The organism is Rhizobium atlanticum (assembly GCF_030182485.1).
Taxonomy (GTDB): domain Bacteria; phylum Pseudomonadota; class Alphaproteobacteria; order Rhizobiales; family Rhizobiaceae; genus Rhizobium.
In genome coordinates, this window is the sequence record NZ_JAQJCJ010000002.1 from 99,497 (window position 1) to 121,928 (window position 22,432).

At 58.2% G+C, this 22,432-nt stretch carries 21 protein-coding genes, 1 tRNA gene, 1 pseudogene and 1 riboswitch; of the genes and pseudogenes, 8 read left to right on the forward strand and 15 right to left on the reverse strand.

Features of this window, described 5'->3' with window-relative positions; all coding sequences use genetic code 11:
* The first annotated feature begins 71 nt into the window (after positions 1-71).
* The 3 genes and pseudogenes from PH551_RS02880 to PH551_RS02890 all read left to right on the forward strand — a co-directional run bounded on the left by PH551_RS02880 (position 72) and on the right by PH551_RS02890 (position 2,165).
* Positions 72-467, forward strand: a complete 396-nt coding sequence (locus tag PH551_RS02880) for an Ohr family peroxiredoxin (protein ID WP_285191791.1) — start codon at positions 72-74, stop codon at positions 465-467.
* Positions 468-545: 78 nt separating this feature from the next.
* Positions 546-1,600 (forward strand): annotated as a pseudogene (locus tag PH551_RS02885) (IS3 family transposase).
* Positions 1,593-2,165 carry a recombinase family protein gene (locus tag PH551_RS02890; RefSeq protein WP_285192122.1) on the forward strand — a complete coding sequence of 191 codons (573 nt, stop codon included), beginning with the start codon at positions 1,593-1,595 and terminating at the stop codon, positions 2,163-2,165. The pseudogene PH551_RS02885 and the gene PH551_RS02890 overlap by 8 nt, the downstream one beginning before the upstream one ends.
* A gap of 81 nt (positions 2,166-2,246) precedes the next feature.
* Here PH551_RS02890 and PH551_RS02895 read toward each other — a convergent pair whose 3' ends face one another.
* The 7 genes from PH551_RS02895 to PH551_RS02925 form a co-directional block, all read right to left on the reverse strand.
* Positions 2,247-2,696, reverse strand: coding sequence for a hypothetical protein (locus PH551_RS02895; RefSeq protein WP_285191792.1), 450 nt, complete (start codon positions 2,694-2,696; stop codon positions 2,247-2,249).
* A 13-nt stretch (positions 2,697-2,709) separates the two neighbouring features.
* Entirely contained in the window at positions 2,710-3,510 is an 801-nt protein-coding gene (locus PH551_RS02900; protein ID WP_285191793.1) for a hypothetical protein, read from the reverse strand.
* A 212-nt stretch (positions 3,511-3,722) separates the two neighbouring features.
* Complete coding sequence (locus PH551_RS02905) at positions 3,723-4,463, reverse strand: M48 family metallopeptidase (protein ID WP_285191794.1); 741 nt, start codon at positions 4,461-4,463, stop codon at positions 3,723-3,725.
* Positions 4,463-7,429, reverse strand: a complete 2,967-nt coding sequence (locus PH551_RS02910; protein WP_285191795.1) for a type I restriction endonuclease subunit R — start codon at positions 7,427-7,429, stop codon at positions 4,463-4,465. The genes PH551_RS02905 and PH551_RS02910 overlap by 1 nt, the downstream gene beginning before the upstream one ends.
* Positions 7,426-8,733, reverse strand: a complete 1,308-nt coding sequence (locus tag PH551_RS02915; RefSeq protein ID WP_285191796.1) for a restriction endonuclease subunit S — start codon at positions 8,731-8,733, stop codon at positions 7,426-7,428. The genes PH551_RS02910 and PH551_RS02915 overlap by 4 nt, the downstream gene beginning before the upstream one ends.
* Complete coding sequence (locus PH551_RS02920) at positions 8,723-10,249, reverse strand: type I restriction-modification system subunit M (protein ID WP_285191797.1); 1,527 nt, start codon at positions 10,247-10,249, stop codon at positions 8,723-8,725. Before PH551_RS02920 ends, PH551_RS02915 begins: the two co-directional genes overlap by 11 nt.
* A gap of 11 nt (positions 10,250-10,260) precedes the next feature.
* Positions 10,261-10,869, reverse strand: a complete 609-nt coding sequence (locus tag PH551_RS02925; protein ID WP_285191798.1) for a restriction endonuclease subunit S — start codon at positions 10,867-10,869, stop codon at positions 10,261-10,263.
* Between the two features lie 176 nt (positions 10,870-11,045).
* Here PH551_RS02925 and PH551_RS02930 point away from each other — a divergent pair, with 176 nt between their 5' ends.
* Both PH551_RS02930 and PH551_RS02935 read left to right on the forward strand, forming a co-directional pair.
* Positions 11,046-11,300, forward strand: coding sequence for a hypothetical protein (locus tag PH551_RS02930; RefSeq protein WP_285192135.1), 255 nt, complete (start codon positions 11,046-11,048; stop codon positions 11,298-11,300).
* A gap of 140 nt (positions 11,301-11,440) precedes the next feature.
* Positions 11,441-11,611 (forward strand): YegP family protein, encoded by a 171-nt coding sequence (locus tag PH551_RS02935; protein WP_285191799.1) that lies wholly within the window; start codon positions 11,441-11,443, stop codon positions 11,609-11,611.
* A 73-nt stretch (positions 11,612-11,684) separates the two neighbouring features.
* Here the strand turns inward: PH551_RS02935 and PH551_RS02940 are convergent, their stop codons facing one another.
* The 3 genes from PH551_RS02940 to PH551_RS02950 all read right to left on the reverse strand — a co-directional run bounded on the left by PH551_RS02940 (position 11,685) and on the right by PH551_RS02950 (position 14,324).
* Positions 11,685-12,908, reverse strand: coding sequence for a tyrosine-type recombinase/integrase (locus PH551_RS02940; RefSeq protein WP_285191800.1), 1,224 nt, complete (start codon positions 12,906-12,908; stop codon positions 11,685-11,687).
* 186 nt (positions 12,909-13,094) lie between these two features.
* Positions 13,095-13,168: transfer RNA gene (locus PH551_RS02945), tRNA-Gly, on the reverse strand.
* Positions 13,169-13,229: 61 nt separating this feature from the next.
* A complete protein-coding gene (locus PH551_RS02950) occupies positions 13,230-14,324 on the reverse strand; it encodes a 2'-deoxycytidine 5'-triphosphate deaminase (RefSeq protein ID WP_085776833.1) in 1,095 nt (364 codons plus the stop codon).
* A gap of 74 nt (positions 14,325-14,398) precedes the next feature.
* Positions 14,399-14,477: riboswitch (SAM riboswitch) on the forward strand.
* A gap of 43 nt (positions 14,478-14,520) precedes the next feature.
* On the opposite strand from PH551_RS02950, the gene PH551_RS02955 reads away from it, so the two are divergent.
* Together PH551_RS02955 and apaG are read left to right on the forward strand one after the other, a co-directional pair.
* Positions 14,521-15,705, forward strand: coding sequence for an O-succinylhomoserine sulfhydrylase (locus tag PH551_RS02955; RefSeq protein WP_285191801.1), 1,185 nt, complete (start codon positions 14,521-14,523; stop codon positions 15,703-15,705).
* A 224-nt stretch (positions 15,706-15,929) separates the two neighbouring features.
* Positions 15,930-16,322 carry a Co2+/Mg2+ efflux protein ApaG gene (gene apaG, locus PH551_RS02960; protein WP_010029240.1) on the forward strand — a complete coding sequence of 131 codons (393 nt, stop codon included), beginning with the start codon at positions 15,930-15,932 and terminating at the stop codon, positions 16,320-16,322.
* A gap of 48 nt (positions 16,323-16,370) precedes the next feature.
* Here apaG and PH551_RS02965 read toward each other — a convergent pair whose 3' ends face one another.
* The 4 genes from PH551_RS02965 to PH551_RS02980 form a co-directional block, all read right to left on the reverse strand.
* The gene (locus tag PH551_RS02965) at positions 16,371-16,961 is read right to left on the reverse strand and encodes a hypothetical protein (RefSeq protein ID WP_085776831.1); all 591 of its coding nucleotides are present in this window, start codon (positions 16,959-16,961) and stop codon (positions 16,371-16,373) included.
* A gap of 111 nt (positions 16,962-17,072) precedes the next feature.
* Positions 17,073-18,065: an Hsp33 family molecular chaperone gene (locus PH551_RS02970; RefSeq protein ID WP_183706001.1), complete on the reverse strand. Its 993-nt coding sequence runs from the start codon at positions 18,063-18,065 to the stop codon at positions 17,073-17,075.
* A gap of 93 nt (positions 18,066-18,158) precedes the next feature.
* On the reverse strand, positions 18,159-19,073 hold the full coding sequence (gene argF / locus PH551_RS02975) for an ornithine carbamoyltransferase (RefSeq protein WP_085776829.1): 915 nt from the start codon (positions 19,071-19,073) through the stop codon (positions 18,159-18,161).
* A 37-nt stretch (positions 19,074-19,110) separates the two neighbouring features.
* Positions 19,111-20,310, reverse strand: a complete 1,200-nt coding sequence (locus PH551_RS02980) for an aspartate aminotransferase family protein (protein ID WP_285191802.1) — start codon at positions 20,308-20,310, stop codon at positions 19,111-19,113.
* 424 nt (positions 20,311-20,734) lie between these two features.
* Between PH551_RS02980 and PH551_RS02985 the strand changes: the two genes are divergently transcribed.
* Positions 20,735-21,268 carry a GcrA family cell cycle regulator gene (locus tag PH551_RS02985; RefSeq protein ID WP_097601772.1) on the forward strand — a complete coding sequence of 178 codons (534 nt, stop codon included), beginning with the start codon at positions 20,735-20,737 and terminating at the stop codon, positions 21,266-21,268.
* 386 nt (positions 21,269-21,654) lie between these two features.
* On the opposite strand, the gene phoB is transcribed toward PH551_RS02985, so the two are convergent.
* Positions 21,655-22,338: a phosphate regulon transcriptional regulator PhoB gene (gene phoB / locus PH551_RS02990; protein ID WP_004672768.1), complete on the reverse strand. Its 684-nt coding sequence runs from the start codon at positions 22,336-22,338 to the stop codon at positions 21,655-21,657.
* Positions 22,339-22,432: the final 94 nt, after the last annotated feature.

The window sequence follows — 22,432 nt, forward strand, 5'->3', positions numbered from 1 at the left end:
GGACGTGCGGCAGTACCTCTGTTGGCAGCACAACGGGTGCAGACACTCAACCAACACAGAGGAGTTTCGCCATGACACACAAGGTCCTTTTCACCGGTAAGACCCACAACACGAATGGTCACGAAGGCGGCGCGCGCAGTAGCGATGGTCACCTCGACATCAAGATGAAGCAGCCGCATCCAGCAGCAGAAAATCTGTTCGGTGCGGCTTGGTCGGCCTGCTACATGGGCGCTATCGAATATGCTGCATCGCAGAAGCACATCAAGCTTCCGGAAGGTCTCGCGGTTGACGCCGAGATCGACCTGAATCTCGAGGATGGTTCGTTCTTCCTCCGTGCCCGCCTCAACGTAAGTGTTCCCGGCGTCGATCCTGCGGTCGCAACGGCGCTGCTGGATGACGCCCACAACATCTGCCCGTACTCCAAAGCGACGCACGGCAACGTAGATGTTGTGACGACCCTCATCTGAACCGAAGCCCGGCTTGACCTTGCCCCGTTGAAATAATCCATTTTGAAGTAAGCTCTGGCCCATTGAGAGGACCAGGGAATGAAGCGCAAACGTTTCACAGACGAACAGATTATCGGCATTCTGAAGGAGCACGAGGCCGGCACGCCAGTCTCGGAGCTTTGCCGCAAGCACGGCGTCAGCGATGCCAGCATTTATAAATGGAAAGCCAAATTCGGTGGCATGGACGTATCCGAAGCCAAGCGTCTGAAGACGCTGGAGGACGAAAACACGAAGCTGAAACGGCTCCTGGCAGATGCGATGCTGGACAATGCGGTTACGAAACCAGGCGCAGTGATGACCATGACCTTCGCGAGCGAGTGAAGGCGCTGGCGCATGAACGCCGCCGCTTTGGATATCGACGCCTTCATGTGCTGCTCAGGCGTGAGGGTCACCTTGTGAACCACAAGCGGCTCTTCCGGCTCTATCGGGAAGAGAAGCTGACGGTGCGCAAGCGCGGCGGTCGGAAACGAGCGATAGGCACACGAGCACCGATGCTGATCCCGCTTGCCGCCAATGATCGCTGGTCACTGGACTTCGTATCGGATCAGCTCACCGATGGTCGCAGGTTCCGGGTGCTTACGGTCGTCGACGATTGCACCAGGGAATGCCTGGGCCTCGTCGCCGATACGTCCCTTTCCGGCCTGCGGGTTGCCCGTGAGCTGGACCGGATCATCGAGGGACGAGGCAAGCCGAAGATGATCGTCAGCGACAATGGCAGCGAGTTCACCAGCAACGCGATCCTGCAATGGACGGATCGGACCAAGGTGGAATGGCACTACATCGCACCGGGCAAACCGATTCAGAATGCCTTCATCGAAAGCTTCAATGGGCGGCTGCGAGATGAGTTCCTGAATGAAACTCTATTCTCGTCACTGTTCCATGCTCGATCAGCGCTTTCAAACTGGCGCAGCGATTACAACGATCATCGACCACACTCTGGACTCGGCTGGATGACACCTGCCGAGTTCGCTCAGACAATCAACCCGCGACGTGATGCGGTGCTGCGCAGCCGGAATGGCTCCGCACCGCAACCCGCCGCTACCGCCCCGAATACAGCAACCCAAAACCGCTGGAGCAACCTCAAAACTGGATAAAACTTGGGGGCAAGGTCAGAAGATCGGCTACGCGCGGGTCAGTACAACTGACCAGGATTTCGAAATTCAGCGGCAACGCCTGCATGCCGAGGGCTGCGTGATCGTGCGAGCAGAAAAGGTTTCGGGGGGCAGCCGGGAGGGACGAACAGAACTCGAAACAATTATCGAGTTCCTCCGCGAAGGTGACGAGCTGGTCGTGACGCGATTGGACCGTCTCGGTCGCGACACGCGGGATGTGCTCAACATCGTACATGAGTGCGAGCAACGCGGAGCTTTCGTAACGATACTCGATCCGCATGTCTCGACGCGTGGTGAGATGGGGCACGTCATTCTAACTGTGCTCGGCATGGTCGCTCAGATGGAGCGTCGTTTCATCAAGGAGCGACAACGGGAAGGAATCGAAAGGGCAAAGTCAGCAGGAAAATACAAGGGCGGTGCGGTTAGGGTTGACCACCAAAGGATCCGAGACCTATCTGCTTCCGGAGTCGGCGCGACGGCAATCGCCAAAGCGATTGGTTGTTCGCGAATGCAAGTATATCGCGTCTTGAATGCCAATGAGTCATGAGGCGGTCGTTTTATCGCCAGATGCTCGATGATAGTTCGAACGATCTTCCTAGGGCAGCGTCCATTGCCGCGAGGGCAAAACTCACTTCCAGCATTCGGAGCCTAGATGGCAATACATCTGGCCTGCCGGTTGGCCGTCTGCATCATAGGTCAGTTCACCTGCCTCATTGAATGTAAACATTGCACCCCAAACGTTCACTTTATTCTGTGCGGGATCTCCACCCGTGCGGTATTCGGTTTTGTCTCGTTTCGTATTCCGGACTTTACCCCAAGCGACCCAGCTTTGATTTCCTTGGTAGCCGGCGGTATAACATGTCCCTCCTTCGATATCCCCGATGTGTCTAGAAAAGTGAATCGAGAATGCGGCGTCTCGGTCGCCGTACTTCAGGCTAAGGTAATTCGCCCAAGTGTGCTCTAGATTGTACCATGGGCAATTTTTTCTGCCGTCAACGACATATGAATTAGTTATGGAGGGCGTGGCCAAGACCGACACGGCGCAAATCATCCACAGCGCACTCTTAGCAATCTTCATAATAGCCTCTGTTTCATAGCGGTTTATTCTCGACCTTGGGCTGGGGCGGCGGTGCCGGCTGTGCCGCGGGTGGTGGCTTCACTGGAACGCTCGGGAACTGCTCGATTGTTGTGTTTATCGTCTTCGCGGGCGGAGCCTGGATCTGTTGATCGCTCTCCGAGGGATCTGTGCGAAATAGCCCAGGGCTACGGTCGATATTTTTTAGGATCACTTCACTTTGGTGCCTGGCAGCCGCCTCTCCCGCTGCTCGGCTAGCCCCCATTTGCTGCCGTTTCAGCTTGATGCGCTCTGCTTCAGCCATTGCTCCGATGATCTGAAGAGGAACTGCTGCCGCAGCCTTCGCGCTCAGAACGGCGGCGCTAGCTTTCTTTACTTTCGCTTCCTGCTTTACAAGATCGTCGCCGATCGAGTCTTGCCGATCAGCCTCATCGATCACTTTCGTTTCGGCATCGATTGTTTTTTTGAATTGCTCAAACGGGCCCTTTGCGTCCTTCGACGCGTCAAGCGCTTTCTTTGGATCGCTTATAGGGCCATTGGATGCTCGCTTAGCAGCTACTTTCCCTGCGTCGACGGCCAGTTTTTTTGCCTCGACTCCGAGCTCATCGAACCGCTTATCAGGGTCGAGGACATCGCGCTCGCGATAAAGCTCCCTGAGTTTTGCAGTTTCTTCGGCAAGAACCTTCTCTCGCTGCGCAAGGTCATTCAGGATCGCGGCTTTGACATCGGCTGCAGTCTCCTGTGCGTGAACGTTTGGGCAGCCAGCGATCGCTAGCAAGAAGGCGAAGATCCGGGCTGGCCTGCAAAGCACCGTCATGTCGGCTCGCCTCCTACTGGTGAAATGATACGCGACCGCAACCGGTGTAGAAATTCATCAATTGGAATTAGTCCAGCGGCGCGCCAGCGCTTTGAGGTTCTCGACAATCTTAGGGCGCTCGATCAGTTCATCCAATGCCGGTCCTAACAAAAACAATGAGGTTGGGCACACTCGACTTTGACACTCTTCCTGCTGAAGGTGCGCCAAAACCATCACCAGACGTACAAATGCCCCAGTCGATCAAGTTGTCTTAGGCGATCTTCGTAGTCCGGCATGATCGTTTCCAAAGAGCGCCAAAATCGCCGCGAATGATTATGCTCAAGGACGTGGCAGGCCTCGTGCGCAACAACGTAGTCGATCAACGGCATAGGCGCCATGACCAAGCGCCAGTTCAAGCGAATCCGTCCCCGAGGATCGCAACTCCCCCAGCGTTTGGACTGGTCAACGACTTTGATGATCGGTGGCGATATGCCAAGCGTCTCTGCGATCATTCGCGCGCGGACAGGAAAGTGCTGAACCGCGTGCGCTCGGTACCAGTGCCTGATGCCGCTTCGGACAGCGGCACGCTGAACGGACGCATGGCCGTTTGGCAGTACCGGCGCGACAAGGGTTGAACCTCTCGCGGCAATCCGGGTCGTGACTGCTGTTTCGTCGGGGATGAGCTTTAAGCGATACTGGCGGCCGAGATAGTAAAAGGTCTCCCCGCTGACAAATTCCCTTGCAATCGGCTGCCCGCCAAGTTCGTTATACGCCGCCATTTTGCGAAGCAACCAAGCGCCTTTCTTGCGGACGATGCTAAGGACGCGATCATCATCCAGGTCTGAGGGCGCGAGGACGCGCACCCCGTCGAAGCCAACCGATATCGCCACGGTTTTCCGCCGCGCTGTCCTCTCAATGAGAAATTCGAACGTTTCACCGCCAAAGACGATGCAGTGACGAGTTGCATCCGTCATCAAACATACCTCGCGCGTGCGACATCCATGATCTTAGCCGTGGTCGCTTCGACCTTGTGCGCGTCTAGTCCCAAGCTGCGCAACTGCTCCTTGATGGATCGCCGCATCTGCCGCTGCACGTCCTCCTTGTGGTGCCAATCGACAACCTCTGCATACGCCTCAAGTGACGTGGTGATACTGGCAGCGCTCCGCGAGCGCTCGGCGTCGGGTAGATCAGCGTCAATGAAGGGCAGGATGGCGGCAGCGGTTCCGGTGAGGCCGTCGCTCCTGCGCATCACGCCCAAGCGAATATCTGCGGCTTGCCCCACCATTGCTTCAAGTTGCCTCAAAGCGCTGGCAGCAGACACGCGAGCCTCCCGCCTGTCGTTGACGATCCGCTCCAGCTGTTCCCAGAGAGAAGCGTAGGCCATGGGATTTTCGTCCCGGTGGACGTGGATCTCTTGGCGGATGGCGTGCTCGATCTCCGCCGCCTTCGCATCGTTCGACCGCAGGCTTTCCAAGTGGGGACGGAAGGCGGGGTCGAGAATGTCAAATTTCACCAGCAACTGCTCGACGCCAGTCACCGAGAGGTGGTTGGTGATGATTTCGCCAACCTTTGCACCGTAATCCTTAGGATCAAACGGCTCTTCGTGATAGGCGCGGCGGGCGAGAACGCGAATGCGTGACAGCCACTTCAGGTCGGATGGATAAGGTTCTTCCAATGCCTTGGGGTCAGGCAAGACCATATCCATGGCTTCCGCAAAACGTAGGAAGTCGAGTTCGAATTTGGCGCGGGTATCGTCCGGACGCAGGAGATCAACGCATGTAGCGTCATCCTGACGGCTCATTCCCTCGAAGAGCCGAATGGCTGCTCGATGCCGACTTTCCAGAAGCTGAATTTTCTCGGACAGCGGGCGGAGCGCACTCGCAATCCCGTCCTCGTCGGAGAACATATCCAGGGCAGCGGCAATGCGCCGGTTATCACCCCAGTAGTCAACAACCAGCCCATAGGTTTTGCCATCAGCGGTCCGATTCACGCGGGCAATCGCCTGCAACAGCGTGTGCTCCCGCAGAGGCGCATCGAGATACAAAACCTGCTCTACCGGCGCGTCAAAGCCGGTCAGCAGCATGTCGCATACGACCAAGATTTTCAGCGGATCATCGCGCCTTTTGAAGCGGCCAATCAAGATATCGCGGTCCCGCTTGGAAAAGTGGTGGGCTTGCAGCCGAGCACTATCATTGTTGGATGCGGACATGATCAGCGCGCACTCAGGCGCGCCAAGCTGCCGTAAGGTTTCGACATAGGTCACGGCGACGTCTCGACTGACCGCGACGATCTGCGCTTTGAAGCCATTTGGCTCAACTGTACTGCGGTAATGTTCCAGTATGTCTCTGGCAATGGCCTGAACACGAACCGGCGCTCCGGCCAACTTATCCTGAAGGCGCATGCTGCGCTTCAGCCTCTCAATCTCTTCGTCTGAAAGGTCTGGAAAGGAAGAGCGAATATCCCGCTCAAGATCGCGTCCGTCGATCCGGAGTTGGGCATCGCGCATCTCATAATAGATCGGCACGGTCGCCCCATCCTTCACGGCCTGATCAATCAGGTAGCGGTGGAGGTAGTCGCCGAACGCCTCGCGGGTGCTGCGATCCTTCTTGTCTATAGGCGTACCCGTAAAAGCGATCATGCAGGCGTTGGGCAGCCCTGCGCGCATGCGGGCGGCAAGCGCGCCATATTGCGTCCGGTGCGCTTCGTCGACCATGACGAAGACGTTCCGGGCCCCAGAAATGACAGAAGAACGTTTCGGCACGGCGCTGTGAAACTTATGAACGGTCGTCAGCACCGTGGTTCCAGCACCCCCGGACAGAGCCTTGCGGAGCGCTTCGCCACTTTCAGCCTGGACGGGGTTGGCAAAACCTGAGCGCTTGAATTGTCCGGTGATCTGGTCATCAAGGTCAGTTCGATCCGTGACGATCACGATGGTTGGGTTTTCAGCCTCGGGCAATCGTCTGAGCTTAGTCGCCAGAAAGACCATCGTGAGCGATTTACCAGAGCCTTGGGTATGGTGGATGACGCCACCACGGCGTTGAGGATTGAATGCGCTCCGGATGCGCTCTATTGCCTTGCCCACGGCAACGAACTGCTGATAACGTGCCAACTTCTTGATCCGCCGGCCGTCGATGATCTCAAACATCACGAAATTGCGGATGAGGTCGAGCAAATTGGCGGGCGCGAGGAGACCCGCGAGCAAGATGTCCTGCCCCGTTGGTGTTCGACCCAGTTGTGCCGAGAGCGCATCGAGCGTGAGCGGATAAGGGTCTTTCCATTCGGCCCATTGGCGAGCGGGGGTCAGCGTCGTGCCGTACTTGGCCACGTCGCGCGCAAGCGCGATGGAAATTTGCGCCGTCTCGAACAGGCGGGGAGCGCCAAGTCCAACGAATTCATCACGGCTTTCATAGCGTCTGAATTGGCGGATCGCCTCACCCATCGGATCGGCCAGAGAAGGCGATTTGCATTCGATAACCGCAAGCGGGAGGCCGTTCACGTAAACGACGATATCGGGGACAATGTCCTGACGCGGGCCCTTTATAGCGACTTGCCGGGCGAACTCAAAGGTGTTGGCGGATGGATCAACGAAATCGAAGAACTGCACATTGCGGTCTTGTCGTCTGCCACCTTCAGTGTGAGGGGCGGTCACGCCATAGGTAAGAGCCGTATAGGCGCTCTCGTTGGCTTCCATCAGATCGACGGCGGTAACGCGCGTAACAGCGGCAACAGCGCGGCGAACCCCGTCCTCGCCAAGCCAAGGGTTGAGGCGTTTGAGGCATTCTGCAAGGCGAACCGTCAAAATCGGCTCAGTTGCCAGCCCATCGCGTAACCGCCGCACGTCGTCTGGAGCCAACGGCTTATAATCGAACAGCACGCGCAACAAATCCGTCGCCGGCACCTCCACCCATTCGCGCTCAAGCTGCTCACTGGTTCCGCTCATGCAGCTTTCCCAGTTTTATGACGGTGCCGCGCGACGTTGCTGTCTGGAAGGCGAACGCGACCTGATAGGAGTTCTTGCGCGAGAGCGGTGCGATTCTCCCGGAGGACGGCTAAAGCGCGGCGCTCCTCTTCAATTCGCAGATCAAACGCCACGCCAATCTCACCGATCTTCTTCTGCTCCGCTAAGGGCGGGAGAAGAATTTGCAATCCCTTGAAGGTGCCCATGTAAATGTCCGGCAAGACGCTACCAGCAACGAGGCGCTGCCACTCGCGCGACATGTGCCGAAAAACCTGTTGAAGGTAGTAGGGATCGAGCCTGTCTCCGCAAATCCAATTCGCAAAATGCTGGCTAGTACACATCTCACGACCCATGATCGACGCAAGACCGACGTTCGCGGTTCGCTGCAAGACGACAGTTTCCGCGGGAAGCATGCGCGCGGACGAATTAGCCAAACCCAGAGGCCCAATGGTCTCAGCCGTTTCTGAAATGGTCACTTTGTCTAGCGCATCAGCGTCTTGGAGCGATATCCAAGGAATGTCCCCCTCCCAATAGGTTGGCTTCTTGCGATCAGGTGTGTGGCCACTTTCCAGTTTGGCGACCTTCGTCAGCCTCACGAGTTCCCAATCCGATGGGATATGGGTGACGCCCTCGGCCACTCGCCCGAGCACCCAGCGGGTGCGCATCTTCTTCATGGGTGCCTTCTCGCGCCGAATGCCGAGGGTCAACAGTTCGCGCATGGTTGCGTACTTGGCGCACGACAGTTTTTCGATTAGCGCGGTCGTCGCGGCGATAGTTTCTTCAACCGCATCCATCACTTCTGCGATTGCGTGCTGCTCGGGAAGCGGCGGGACGGCGATTTGGCAACGGAAGAAATCTTCGGCTGGCAAATTTAGGAGGCCGTCGTTTCGAACGCCGGAGTTAATGGCTCGTGCTAATTCTCTGTTCAAAACGCCATTCTGAAATGCATGGGCGGCATATCTGGGGTCGATCTCTTGAGCAAGAGAAAAGCAATAATACACGAAAGGAATTACAGCACTTTCATCTTCTAGTCTAAATATACAACCCTGTGGTGCCGCTTGAGAATTGCCCTTATTGTAGGCAAACTCTCCTCTTCTCAATAGAATGTACCGTTCGGCGCTTTGTCCAGCCATATCCCGACTATATTTGTCGGACTGAAGCATGAAGCCGCGCTTGGCGGAGATAGTCATCACAGGATGACCCGCGCCGTCATTCTTGCGTGTTATGCGTGTTGTGATATCCGAGAGACGCCGCACCTCCCAGTCAGAAGGGCGGTTATCCCACATAGCCCATCTCCTTGAGGAGATTGTTCATACGAGCTGCGGCCTCGTCCCGAGTTCTCTCGGCTTCCCAGAGCTTGGCTAGTTCAGCTTGCACATCGATCGGCTTTTCCGGCTCGAGCGTATCGATGTACCGGGAGATATTCAGGTTGAAATCGTTCTCTTCGATCTCCTTTAAATCGACGATGCGACTGAACCGCTCCTCATCCGACCAAGCGAGGAAGGAGCTAAGAATGCGCGTAATATTCTTTTCGCCTAGGACATTCTTCTTGGGCTGAGATCTAAATTCTTTCGCGCCGTTGATGAACAGAACCTTGCCTTTGCGGTCAGGCGCTTTCGCCTTATTGAGGATCAAAACGGTCGCCGGGATACCTGTGCCAGCGAACAGATTTTCGGGAAGGCCAATGATCGCCTCAAACAGGTCAGCTTTCAGCATCGCCTCGCGAATACGACCGTCGCCTGAACCGCGAAACAGCACGCCATGCGGCATCACTACGCCGCATACACCCGTGGCGTTGAGCGTTGCCACCATGTGCTGAACGAAAGCCAGATCGCCCATGTTTTTGGGTGGGATGCCGTAAATGAAGCGGTTGTGGCCCTTCGTCTCGGTATCTCCTGAAACGTCCTCCGCGCCCCAGCTATCCAGTGAGAAGGGGGGGTTGGCAATCACCCGATCATAAAGGAAGAGGTTGCCGTCTTGGTCGAGCAGGCGCGGATTGCGGATCGTATCGCCCTTTTCAATCCGCGCATCGCGAAGCCCGTGCAGCAGCAGGTTCATCTTGGCGATCGCCCACGTGCCTAGGTTCTTCTCCTGCCCATGAAGCGTAATGTTGAGCGCTTCGCCTAATCGCTTGCCTTCAAGTTTCGCCACATGCTCCGCAACCTGGACCAGCATGCCGCCCGAGCCGCAGGTAGGGTCGCTTATGCGCATACCCGGCTTCGGGTCCAACAGCTCGACGATCAACCGCACGACATGATACGGCGTGTAGAACTCGCCGCCCTTCTTGCCTGCGTCGTCCGCGAACTTGTCGATCAGATATTCATAGGCGCGACCAAGCATGTCCGGCTCGGACAGCGAGCCATTCGACAAATCAATGCGCGAGAAATGGTCGATGAGGCGCGACAGAACCCCTTCGCGGTTCTTTGCATCGCCAAGGCGTGATTCGGAGTTGAAGTCAATGTTTGCCAGCACGCCTTCGATTGAGGGGTTGGCATCCTCAATCGCGGCGCATGCTTTGTTGAGATGATCGCCAATGGCCGTTGTCAGCTTTTTGATCGACGACCAGCGTGCACGTTCAATTAGAAAGAATTCATGCTCGTCGGGATCGTTGTAGGCGACATCCTGCGGCAGGCCCTGACGAATAGCCTCCTTGGCCTCTTCCTCGAAACGATCCGAAAGGCGCTTCAGAAACAGAAAGCCGAAAATGTAGATCTTGTAATCGGAACTATCGATGGAGCCGCGCAAAATGTCGGCGGATTTCCAGAGATGGTTCTCTAGTTCGGCAAGTGTGAGTTTGGCCATATTCAATCTCTCTATTTAGTTCCAAAAAGACGTGAGTTTATAACGCCACGCGCCAATGCGCGACGAGCTGTCGCTGCATGAATCGCAGCTGAATATGTGGCGAGTGACGCACGTACGAATTCAGAGATCAGGTCCTGTTCCTCAATCGGCGGCAAACTGATTTCGAGTTTTGAAAGATCTCTTGGCGATAACGACAAGAGGGAGGTCGCCCCCCGTTGCAGGACCTCGATCTTCGGACGGAAACCCTCACTAGAGAGAATTGCAAACAATACCTCGCCACGAACGGGCGGCATGGGACGCACAATTATTATGTTGCCACTGGCGATCGCCCCAGCCGTCTCAAAGCCAACCAGACCAAATTTTAGCACGGTGCCGCGACCCGTGATCAAAACATCCCCCTCGCGGAGCTGATAAGGGAGGGCACGGGCGTCCGATGGGAAGAGCATTGAATCGAGTTCGGACGTAGCCGTTACGAGGCCATCATCCAAGTGGCGAACGCCTACCACCGGGAAGAGAACACCTTCCTCATGCTCACCCCGAGAGATGCTAGCGCCGGCAAATAGCTTAGCTACTTCACCAAGGCGAACGTTCTGATGTTGTCTATCTTTTTCACTGGCCATGGGTGCATCTATTTGCCGTATTCGGCTACGAAGTCAAGAAAATAAACCAAATCCGCTCAGCCGTATTCGAATACGACAAAAAAAATTATGAAAATCGGCTGTTGACATGCCGGGAATCTCTGGCATTCTGGCTCAGTCGGATCTAGAGTCCGAAGGTGGAAAAGACGGAGAAATATATGAAGACAAGAGCAGGGCCGAGCGGCCTCTCAATTTCAGAACGTGATGCATCCCTCATCAAGGGAATGATTGATCGTGGTGATCGCCACCACGATATTGCAGCTTTCTTTGGACTCAATCAGGGCAGGATTGCTGAGATTAAGGACGGCACAAGGTTTCCAAATGTCGCCGCTGCAAGCCCAGATGAATTGCCGCCTAAGGGGCCGTATCTGACTCCAAAGGCATCGTGGATGGAAAATCGACTGGCCTCGTAAACCAGCCGATCTCCGAATTCCCGGGGCCGAAGCCCGCTAGGACGTCCTAAGCAAACGAACCGTAGCGGTCCCCTCCTTAAAAATCAATAACCCGGACGCTTCGGCCGGGTTAGATTCTCGCCCCAAGGAGGGCAAACAGTATGTTCGAGATTCTCCGCGCAAGCTCCGGTGGCTACTTCTGGCGCTTGAAGGGAGGCAATGGCGAGACGCTTTGCCATTCGGAGGTTTATTCCTCCAAGCAGTCGGCGCAGAACGGCGTTGATGCGGCGAAGCGGCTAGCGCCTATCGCACAGGTTTTCGACAAGTCGTAAGGGTAACTCAAAGAGTGCCCCAAGTCAGCTTTGGGGCACTCACTCGCCAAGCTTTTCGACTTGATAGTGAATATTAAGGGCGGCGCGTCATAGAGACCTTATCAAACGACGGCCTCAGCCGCTCTTCGTCAAGCATATCCGCCCACCACTGCATCATCCGCGTACGCTCTTCCCAATAAGTAGCGCGGTTATAAATTCTGCGTACCTTCGAGGCGTCTAAATGAGCGAGCTGGGCTTCGATCACATCGGCTCCGAACCCTCCCGACTCGTTCAAAATGCTGCTTGCTGATGATCGAAAGCCATGCGCTGTGTGCTCCTCATCCCCTACTCCCATCCGGCGCAGAGCCGAGTTCATTGAGTTTTCCGAAAGCAACGCCTTGCCGGAGATCATCGACGGAAAAACATTTGGCTTATCTCCGAACAGATCCTGCATATGTCTGATGACCTCGATGGCTTGGCGAGAGAGTGGAACATGATGCTCCCGGCGCATTTTTGTCTTTGCGGCGGGTATCGTCCATATCGCGCTTTCGAGGTCGATTTCTGACCATTCCATCGAGCGGGTTTCCCCCGGCCGAGCAAAGCAGAGAGCTTGAATTTTCAATGCTGCGACAAGGGACGGCCAGCCATTATAGCCATAAATTGCCCTCATCAGACCGCCAAGCTCCTTGCGATTGGTGAGCGCCGGGTGACTTACCGGAACATGGCGCTGGAGGGCGCCTCGCAATGCCGAGGTGGGATCGTTCTCTGCTCTTGCTGTTGCGATTGCGAACCGGAAGACCCGCCCTATGGCTGAACGTGTGGCGAGGGCACTCTCGACGCGCCCGCTTTTTTCGATGACGGTCAGGACGTCCAAGACGTCTTTTGCTGAGATCTGCGTGATTGGATATGGAGATAGCTTTTTCGCGAGGACCTTTAACATCCACGTGTTCTTATCGATGGTCGGCTCAGCCCGCTTGTCGCGACGCAGCTTCTCGATGAATTCATCCGCGATCAGCCCGAAGGTGTTTCCGGCCGCCGCCTTGGCTGCCAATTGCTCGCGCTTCTTCGCCAGCGAGGGATCCAAGCCTTCTGACAGCTTTTTCTTTGCTTCATCTCGCCGGCTACGGGCTTCGGCCAGCCCAATCGCGGGATAGGCGCCTAGCGTCAGCGTCTTTCTCTTCCCAAAATACGCATAGTCAAGCCGCCAGGACTTACCGCCGGCCGTCGAAACATACAGATAGAGTCCCTTACCATCTGGCAGCTTGTAAGGTTTTTCGGATTTTTTGGCATTTCGAAGTTGAACGTCTGTGAGCGCCATTTACGGTATCGGCCTTGTATGCTGCAGCTTGTACCGTAGTTTTGTACCGAAAATTTTGCTGGATGTCACTGCACCCCGTTGTCCCTCGTTACGCGCGCGCGAGGCCGTAGCTTATCCTATGTAGCTGATTTTCATTGCAATATTGAACGTCGCTGGACGAACATTAGCGAAACGGTTGTGGGGCTGTGGAGCGGGTGAAGGGAATCGAACCCTCGTATTCAGCTTGGGAAGCTGCTGCTCTACCATTGAGCTACACCCGCGATGACCTGAGATTTCCAACAGATGGGGGCCGCTGTCAAGTCGCGGCCCGTCAGGCCGGCGTCAGATGCGGAAATGTTTGGAAAGCTTGAGGCCCTGGGCCTGATAGTTGGAGCCGAGGCCGGAGCCGTAGAGACTGGCCGGTTTTTCCTGCATGTGCTCGTAGACCAGGCGGCCGACGATCTGGCCGTCTTCGAGGATGAAGGGCACTTCGTGGCTGCGCACTTCGAGCACGGCGCGGCTGCCGCGCCCGCCGGCCGGCGCATGGCCGAAGCCGGGATCGAAGAAGCCGGCATAGTGGACGCGGAATTCGCCGACCAGCGGATCGAAGGGGGTCATCTCGGCGGCATAGTCCGGCGGCACATGCACGGCTTCACGCGAGACAAGGATATAGAACTCGTCGGGATCGAGGATCAGCTCGTTGCGGCCGCGGCTGTAGAGCGGCTCCCAGAAATCGAAAATATCGTGCTGGTCCTTTTCATCGACGTCGACGACGGCGGTATGGTGTTTGCCGCGATAGCCGATCAGGCCGTCCTTGTCGCCGGTGAGATCGATCGACAGCGCAATGCCGCCGCCCGAGACGTTCGGCTGCTTGCTGGCAACGAGCGTTTCGCTTTCATGCAGCCTCAGAAGTTCCGGCTCGCCGAGCACGGACTGGCCGACGCGGAAGCGGATCTGCGACAGGCGCGAGCCGCGGCGAACGACGATCGGGAAGGTGCGCGGGCTGATTTCGAGATAGAGCGGGCCGGAATAGCCCGGCGGGATCTTGTCGAATTCCTGGGCGTAGTCGGTGATGACGCGGGTGAAGATATCGAGCCTGCCGGTCGAGCTCTTCGGATTGGCCGAAGCCGACATGTCGGCAGGCAGCGCCAGGCTCTCCATCAGCGGCACGATATAGACGCAGCCGGTTTCGAGCACCGCGCCCTGGGACAGGTCGATCACGTGCAGGCTCAGCCGATCGAGCTTGTCGGAGACCAGATGCGAGGGGCCGGGCATGAAGGAAGCGCGCACACGAAAGGCCTTGCTTCCTAAGCGCAGATCGAGGCTCGCCGGCTGGATCTGATCGCGGTCGAGCTCCCGCTCGGAGTTCAGACGCCCCGTTTCGAACAGTGCCGCAATCGCGCGGTCCGCCAGAATTCCAGTTTCGCGAGCCATCATGCCCCATCCATCATTTTGCCGCCGACAAAACCAAAATCGGGGAATTGACGCAAGCAGCTAACAGCAGTATTGCAAAATTATCCCGTGGTGATTTGGCCGGTCGGCTTGCAGCCACGTTAAACAAGTGGCTAAAAAGACCGGGTTATGAAACCGGTCTGCTTTTGCGGCCGGTTTTTTGTTATGTGAAGGTGATGGCATGAGCAAGACCTGGCGCCCGGCAACCCAACTCGTCCATGGCGGCACGCTGCGTTCGCAATATGGCGAAACATCAGAGGCAATCTATCTCACCCAGGGTTTCGTCTATGACACGTCGGAAGCGGCCGAAGCCCGCTTCAAGGGCGAAACGGACGGCTTCATCTATGCCCGCTACGGCAGCCCGACCAACGACATGTTCGAAAAGCGCATGTGCGCATTGGAAGGCGCTGAAGATGCCCGCGCCACTGCCTCCGGCATGGCGGCCGTCGCCGCCGCCGTCCTCTGCCAGGTTAAGGCAGGCGACCACATCGTCGCCGCCCGCGCGCTGTTCGGCTCCTGCCGCTGGGTCGTGGAAACGCTGGCGCCGAAATACGGCATCGAGTGCACGCTGGTCGACGGCCGGGATCTCGCCAACTGGGAAAAGGCGGTCCGCCCGAATACCAAAGTATTCTTCCTGGAGAGCCCGACCAACCCGACGCTCGAAGTGATCGATATTGCAGGCGTCGCCAGCCTCGCCAACCAGGTCGGCGCCAAGCTGATCGTCGACAACGTCTTCGCGACGCCGCTCTTTCAGAAGCCGCTCGAACTCGGCGCCCATATCGTTGTCTATTCCGCCACCAAGCATATCGACGGCCAGGGCCGGTGCCTCGGCGGCGTGGTGCTCGCCGACAAGGCATGGATCGACGAGAACCTGCACGACTATTTCCGCCATACCGGCCCGGCCATGTCGCCGTTCAATGCCTGGACGCTTCTGAAGGGCATCGAAACGCTGCCGCTGCGCGTCAAGCAGCAGACTGAGAATGCGGCGAAGATCGCCGATTTCCTAGCAGAGCAGGGCAAGGTCGCCAAGGTGATCTATCCCGGCCGCAAGGATCACCCGCAGGCTGACATCATCGCCAAGCAGATGACCGGCGGCTCGACGCTCGTCTGCTTCGAGCTGAAGGGCGGCAAGGAGGCGGCCTTCGCGCTGCAGAACGCGCTTGAGATCATCAAGATCTCCAACAATCTCGGCGACAGCAAAAGCCTGATCACCCATCCGGCAACGACGACGCACAAGAACCTGACGGAAGAGGCGCGTGCCGAACTCGGCATTTCTCCGGGTACGGTGCGGCTTTCGGCCGGCATCGAGGATACGAACGACCTGATCGAGGATTTCGCGCAGGCGCTTTCCAAGGTTTCGGCCTGATCGACTGGAATAGCGGCCGGACTTCAATGAGGAGCCGGCCGCCGATCTGCGGGAACAAGTAACCCCGCGCCGGCGTTGCGAAGTAAAATTAACGCTGACGATTAGGCTTAACGATCGAAAACCATACGATGATCACCATTTGACCGCTGATCAACGTTCCGTTTCTTGACGGACGGGGCCTCTTTATAAGATACGGGTAACATATCTTGACTATGGTGCAAGGCATGTATCGCGCCCTCACAAGAGATATCGAAGTCGTGGTCGAACCGTTCTATCTGGAGGAGCAATCCGATCCGGAAGACGATCGCTATGTCTGGGGTTACCGGATCGTCATCAGCAACAATTCCGGCGTCGCCGTACGCCTCATCAATCGCTACTGGAACATCACCGACCAGAACGGGGTGGTGGACGAGGTGACCGGCCCCGGCGTCGTCGGCGAACAGCCGCGGCTCAGCCCCGGCGACACCTACGAATATTCCTCCGGCTGCCCACTCGACACGCCCTCAGGCCTGATGTTCGGCCATTACCAGATGGAAACGGATGAAGGCGAGCTATTCGACGTCGACATCCCCGCCTTCTCGCTGGATTCACCGGGGCTACTGCGCGTGCTGAACTGAGCGCAGGCCCCAAAGTCGATATGCTCGATTCACCCCAGATGACATGCATCAGAGATCAAAAGGATCCGAGGCCGTCCGGGTGTCCGGCTTTGCTTCGAACGGATCCTTTGATTGGGGCGTGGCTGGCCGCTGAGCGACTGCAGCGTTTACCGCCTTTTGGCAGGTGAGCATCTCATCCGTTGCCCTGACCGAATTTTTTAAACTCAGCGCAACAATCTGCTTTCCGTTGAAGGTGGCGCGAAAACCCAGTTTACGAGCGAACTCGGCAATGAGACTGGAATCCTTAAAATCGATCCATAATCCCTTGAAGCCATCAAGATCGAGAGCGCTCGCATTCGCCGTCCATTGAGAACGATCTAACGACAACTCGATGGGATATTGCTTTCCCACTTCCAAGGATTTCCAGTTCGGATTTGCGATCACAATGTAAAAAGGGCTCTCCTTTTTTGTAAAATTAAAGCCCAGACGAAAAACGGTGCCGTCATCAAATGAAGTGAGAACAAAACAGCCGTTGCCCAAGGTCGGGTCGACAGCCACGGTCCAGCCGCCAACCTCTTTCCATTTGATTGTTTCGTCATCAGCCAGGACAATCCGTGGCATCGCAGCAATGAATGCGAATACAAAATACAAAAGCCGCATTGACGTCCCGCCCCCAGAACCAGTTGGGATAATAGGTGCACAGTGACTACTAAAAGTCGAGTCACTGTGCCGCTGCAATGCGCATCTTTTTCGCGCCAAGCGCGACTAATGTTATTCCGCCGGCTGAAGCTCGGCTGCTTCGAAGCGGTAGGTGGTCGAGCAGAATTCACAGGTGACGGATATCTCGCCGTTTTCCTGGCTGGCCTCGATCTCCTCGGCGGTGAACCCCTTCAGCACGTTGCCTATTTTTTCCCGCGAGCAGCTGCAGCGGTCGAAGACGGCGCGGGGCTCGAAGACGCGCACGCCGCGCTCGTGGAACAGGCGGAACAAGAGACGTTCGGTGCCGACCTGCGGATCGGTCAGCTCGTCGGCATCGATGGTCTCGACCAGCGAGCGCGCTTCGGTCCAGGCGTCATCCTCGCCATGCGGACGGTCGCCGTTATCGCCGTCGCCGCCGTGGAGATCAGGCTGGCGCATGCGCTCCGGTGCCTCCGGCAGGAACTGGGCGACGAGGCCGCCTGCCCGCCAACGATGGCGCGGCTTGCCGGTATCGTCACGATCGAAGAGTTCCGCCGCAGCCAGGCGCACACGCGTCGGGATCTGCTCCGACTGGCGGAAATAGACGCCGGCGATCTCCTCGAGCGACGTGCCGTCGAGGGCGACAATGCCCTGATAGGGCTGGGCGAACTTGCCCTGATCGATGGTGAAGGCGAGCACGCCCTTGCCGAGCAGTTGCTCCGGCTCGGTCTCGCCTGAGGCAATCGCCTGGTCGAGCAGCGCCCGGTCGAAACGGGCATAGGCACGCACGTTCTCCGGCGTCGAGAAATCGGCGACGAGCAGATCGACCGGGCCGTCGCCCTTGGTCTGCACGGTGAACTTGCCGTCGAACTTCAGCGAGGTGCCGAGCAGCACCGTCAGTACGACGACTTCGGCGAGCAGCCGGGCGACGGGCGCGGGATAATGATGGCGCTCGAGGATCGCATCGAGCATGGGGCCGAGCTGGACGGCGCGGCCGCGCACATCCAGACCCTCCACCTGAAAGGGGACGACATGATCATCGCCGGCGAAATCGAACTGGCCGAGGGCGGCTGCAGCTTCTGCCATGGCTTTACTCCTAGTTTCTGGAGCGGCGGCCAAAGTGTCCGGCGCTCGCGCAGTCGGGCCGCAAGCTTATGACTCGCAACATCCGATTATGGTTCAGATCGCGCCCAGGCACCAAGCAAGAATCGACTTCTGCGCATGAAGACGGTTTTCCGCTTCATCGAAGACCACGGATTGCGGGCCGTCGATCACCTCGTCCGTCACTTCCTCACCGCGATGAGCAGGCAGGCAATGCATGAACAATGCATCGCTGCCGGCCTTGGCCATCAAGGCAGCATTGACCTGATAAGGCTGGAAGACGTTGTGACCCCGGGCCCGATGTTCCTGATTCATGGAGACCCAGGTATCGGTCACCACGCAATCGGCGCCTTCGACCGCACGGTCGGCATCATGGCAGAGCATGACTTCGGCGCCCTCATTGCGGGCCCAGTTCAGATAGTGATCTTTGGGCTCGGAACCAAGAGGCACGGCCATGTTCATGCGGTAGCCGAAGCGCGCAGCCCCTTCCACCAGCGAATGCAGCACATTGTTGCCGTCGCCGGTCCATGCGATCGTCTTGCCCTTAATCGGGCCGCGATGCTCCTCGAAGGTCATGATATCGGCCATGATCTGGCAGGGGTGGGTGTCGTCCGTCAGCGCATTGATCACAGGCACGGTCGCGTGCTCGGCGAGCTCCAAAAGCCTGGAATGCTCGGTGGTGCGGATCATGATCGCATCGACATAACGCGACAGCACCTTGGCGGTGTCGCCGATCGTCTCGGCGCGGCCGAGCTGCATTTCAGTGCCCGACAGGAACAGCGTTTCGCCGCCGAGCTGGCGCATGCCGACGTCGAAGGAAACGCGGGTGCGTGTCGACGGCTTTTCGAAGATCATCGCCAGCATCTTGCCAGCGAGCGGCTTGTCGCCCTTGCCTGATTTGAAGGCCTGCTTGCGGGCGAGCGCGTCGTTCATGATAGTTCTGAGGTCGGCCGAGGTGACGGCCGAAAGATCGAGGAAATGTTTAGGAGCCATGTTCTTACCTGTCGTGCGCCCGAAGGCGGCGATCCCTTCAAGCCGTCTTCTTGATCTTGGCGGCGCGGATGCTCTCGGCAGCGCGCTCGAGGCGCACGAGCCCCTCGCGGGCTTCTTCGGCAGTGACCACCAGCGGCGGAAGAAGGCGGATGACGTTGTCGCCGGCCGGCACGCCGAGCAGATGCGCGGCGCGGATCGCCTGCAGCAATTCGGCCGAGGGAACCGCAGCCTTGACGCCGAGCAGAAGCCCCTCGCCTCGGATATCCTCGATCACATCGGGATACCGATCCTTGAGCGAGGCCAGCCCCTGGCGGAAGACGAGCGCGACGTCGCGCACATGCTCAAGGAAGCCATCGGCGAGGATGACGTCGAGTACGGCACTGCCGACCGCCATGGCCAGCGGATTGCCGCCATAGGTCGAACCATGCGTGCCGGCCTTCATGCCGGAGGCAGCCTCGGCCGTGGCAAGGCAGGCGCCGAGCGGGAAACCGCCGCCGATGCCCTTGGCAACGGCCATGATATCGGGCGTGATGCCGGACCATTCATGGGCGAAGAGCTTGCCGGTGCGGCCGACGCCGGTCTGGACCTCGTCGAGGATCAGCAGCAGGCCGTTTTCGTCGCAGATCCGGCGAAGCGCCTTCATGAATTCGCCGGTGGCGGGACGCACGCCGCCCTCGCCTTGCACCGGCTCGATCAGGATTGCGGCCGTCGCATCGGTAATGGCGGCGCGGACGGCCTCGATGTCGCCGAACGGCACCTGATCGAAACCCGGCGCCTTGGGGCCGAAACCTTCGAGATATTTCTCCTGACCGCCGGCAGCAATCGTCGCGAGCGTGCGCCCATGGAAGGCACCCTCGAAGGTGATGATATGGAAGCGCTCGGGATGGCCCTTGGAAAACTGGTAGCGGCGCGCGGTCTTGATGGCGCATTCGAGCGCCTCGGCGCCCGAATTGGTGAAGAACACCTTATCGGCGAAGGTAGCGTCCGTCAGCCGCTTGGCGAGGCGCTCCTGGCCGGGGATCTCATAGATGTTTGAGAGGTGCCAGACCTTGTCGGCCTGCTCCTTCAGCGCCGCGACCACATGCGAGTTGCCATGGCCGACGGAGGTGACGGCGACGCCGGCGCCGAAATCGAGATAACGCTCGCCGCTCTCGGTGATCAGCCATACGCCCTCGCCTCGCTCGAACCGCAGCGGGGCGCGAGAATAGGTGTCATAAAGCGGCGCGGCTTCAGCCATGGCGCGGGTCTCCCGTTCAATGTTGTCTTGCACGGACTCCGGCTAACAAAACCAGGTCCAAAAAATCAAAAATGCCGCCTTTCGGCGGCGAGCGGTACTATTTCCTTTTCGCGCTGCAATGTCAACAAAACTGGCGCCTTAGCCTATGCAGCAAGGTTGTGCAGCGGCACTTTCGGCCTTCAACAGGCATTATTGCAGAAATGCCACGCAGAGGCAGCAAGTTGGGGAAAACTTGAAATTCGATTCATCCGGATTCCCGCGACTCTTGTCACGGAGTCAGCCTCACACTAGGTTAAAGTTCAATTACTAGACTGCATGCGGCGGAACTAGTCACCAAAATTGATCAAGCGTTTCTTGTTTCGGAGGCTTCCGGGACAACGGTGAGGGATTCTGCCATCACCAACGCAAAAGGTGGAGACAGGGCATGAACTGGACAGACGAGCGGGTCGAGAAACTCAAGAAGCTTTGGGCCGAAGGACTGAGCGCCAGCCAGATTGCTGCGCAGCTTGGCGGCGTCAGCCGAAACGCCGTTATCGGCAAGGTGCACAGGCTCAGCCTTCCCGGCCGCGCCAAGGCCGGCGGCACGGCCACCGCGGCGCGCACGCCGAAGCGCCAGACATCCGCGCCGCGCGCGCCGAACTACGCCTCCCGGATCACCACCCGCACCGTGACCCGTCAACAGGGCGCAACGATGCTGAAGGAAGAGATCGAGGTCGATGCCGTCGAGGAAATGGAGTATGTGCCGGCCGGCAATGTGGTCGTGCCGATTTCTCGCCGCCTCGGCCTGACGGAGCTCACCGAACGCACCTGCAAATGGCCGGTCGGCGACCCGCTCAAGGAAGATTTCCATTTCTGCGGCTGCGAGTCCCCCGACAATTCGCCCTATTGCAGCTATCATCAGAAGCTTGCCTATCAGCCGATCAACGAAAGGCGCCGGGCGGCGGCACGGGTCAGCTGAGCGGGGGCTGTATCGCTGAGCATGTGAAACGGGCCGAGTGGCCCGTTTTTTTATTCGATTGGGGAGGTGACCTTTGCGTATAGCAACCAAGCCAACCCCACACTCCGTCATCCCAGGGCTTGACCCTGGGAGCCACAGCCAAGCACTCGGCTTCAATTGTTTCCCAGCAGTTGGATGCCATCAGCTCTTCACGCCGTGCCAGCCGCATGGATCCCAGGGTCAAGCCCTGGGATGACGGAGGAGAGGTTGGTGCCGAGACGCATAAGCCTCGCCGGCGCAATGACGCTGGCGACGAAGCGGCTGCGATCGACGACGGCAAGGGGGGCCTCACAAGCCGTACTGCCGTGCGTTTGGCGGGAACGCCCACCCCACACACTCCCTCAGCCTCAGGCTTCCATCGAATAACCCGCGCCACGGACGGTGCGGATGACGTCCTGCATGTTGGAGAAGTTCAGCGCCTTGCGCAGGCGGCCGACATGGACGTCGACGGTTCGTTCGTCGACATAGATGTCGTGGCCCCAGACGCCGTCGAGCAGCTGCGAGCGGGAAAAGACCCGGCCCGGCGACGACATCAGGAATTCCAGCAGGCGGAATTCGGTCGGGCCGAGGCGGACTTCGCGGCTCTTGCGGTGGACGCGATGGGTTTCGCGGTCGAGCTCGATATCGCCGCATTTCAGCACCGAGGACAGCACCTCGGGGCGGGCACGGCGCAGCATCGCCTTGACGCGGGCGACGAGTTCGGGGGTCGAGAAGGGCTTGACGACATAATCGTCGGCGCCGGTGGACAGTCCGCGCACACGCTCGCTCTCCTCGCCGCGCGCCGTCAGCATGATGATCGGCAGTCGCTCGGTTTCCGGCCGCATGCGCAGGCGCCGGCAGAGTTCGATGCCGGAGACGCCGGGCAGCATCCAGTCGAGGATGAGCAGGTCGGGCGTGCGCTCCTGAAGCCTAATTTCGGCCTCGTCGCCGCGCAGGATGGTATCGACCTCGAAGCCTTCGGCTTCGAGATTATAGCGAAGGAGCACGCTGAGGGCTTCCTCGTCTTCAACAACTGCGACTCTCGGGATCATGCGTGTCCGTCTCCTCGCGCACAAGCCTTAAACTGGGGGTTTAAGCAGGCGTCCTGCGCAAATTCAGAAATTGGCTGCGACCTCTTTGCGCGCC

Coding starts and splice junctions, on each gene's coding strand:
- PH551_RS02935 (WP_285191799.1), top strand. CDS start 11,441: ATGTTCGAGATTCTCCGCGCAAGCTCCGGTGGCTACTTCTGGCGCTTG.
- PH551_RS02940 (WP_285191800.1), bottom strand. CDS start 12,908: ATGGCGCTCACAGACGTTCAACTTCGAAATGCCAAAAAATCCGAAAAA.
- PH551_RS02950 (WP_085776833.1), bottom strand. CDS start 14,324: ATGATGGCTCGCGAAACTGGAATTCTGGCGGACCGCGCGATTGCGGCA.
- apaG (WP_010029240.1), top strand. CDS start 15,930: ATGTATCGCGCCCTCACAAGAGATATCGAAGTCGTGGTCGAACCGTTC.
- PH551_RS02895 (WP_285191792.1), bottom strand. CDS start 2,696: ATGAAGATTGCTAAGAGTGCGCTGTGGATGATTTGCGCCGTGTCGGTC.
- PH551_RS02965 (WP_085776831.1), bottom strand. CDS start 16,961: ATGCGGCTTTTGTATTTTGTATTCGCATTCATTGCTGCGATGCCACGG.
- PH551_RS02920 (WP_285191797.1), bottom strand. CDS start 10,249: ATGGCCAAACTCACACTTGCCGAACTAGAGAACCATCTCTGGAAATCC.
- PH551_RS02900 (WP_285191793.1), bottom strand. CDS start 3,510: ATGACGGTGCTTTGCAGGCCAGCCCGGATCTTCGCCTTCTTGCTAGCG.
- PH551_RS02955 (WP_285191801.1), top strand. CDS start 14,521: ATGAGCAAGACCTGGCGCCCGGCAACCCAACTCGTCCATGGCGGCACG.
- argF (WP_085776829.1), bottom strand. CDS start 19,073: ATGGCTCCTAAACATTTCCTCGATCTTTCGGCCGTCACCTCGGCCGAC.
- PH551_RS02905 (WP_285191794.1), bottom strand. CDS start 4,463: ATGACGGATGCAACTCGTCACTGCATCGTCTTTGGCGGTGAAACGTTC.
- PH551_RS02915 (WP_285191796.1), bottom strand. CDS start 8,733: ATGTGGGATAACCGCCCTTCTGACTGGGAGGTGCGGCGTCTCTCGGAT.
- PH551_RS02925 (WP_285191798.1), bottom strand. CDS start 10,869: ATGGCCAGTGAAAAAGATAGACAACATCAGAACGTTCGCCTTGGTGAA.
- PH551_RS02980 (WP_285191802.1), bottom strand. CDS start 20,310: ATGGCTGAAGCCGCGCCGCTTTATGACACCTATTCTCGCGCCCCGCTG.
- PH551_RS02880 (WP_285191791.1), top strand. CDS start 72: ATGACACACAAGGTCCTTTTCACCGGTAAGACCCACAACACGAATGGT.
- phoB (WP_004672768.1), bottom strand. CDS start 22,338: ATGATCCCGAGAGTCGCAGTTGTTGAAGACGAGGAAGCCCTCAGCGTG.
- PH551_RS02930 (WP_285192135.1), top strand. CDS start 11,046: ATGAAGACAAGAGCAGGGCCGAGCGGCCTCTCAATTTCAGAACGTGAT.
- PH551_RS02910 (WP_285191795.1), bottom strand. CDS start 7,429: ATGAGCGGAACCAGTGAGCAGCTTGAGCGCGAATGGGTGGAGGTGCCG.
- PH551_RS02985 (WP_097601772.1), top strand. CDS start 20,735: ATGAACTGGACAGACGAGCGGGTCGAGAAACTCAAGAAGCTTTGGGCC.
- PH551_RS02970 (WP_183706001.1), bottom strand. CDS start 18,065: ATGGCAGAAGCTGCAGCCGCCCTCGGCCAGTTCGATTTCGCCGGCGAT.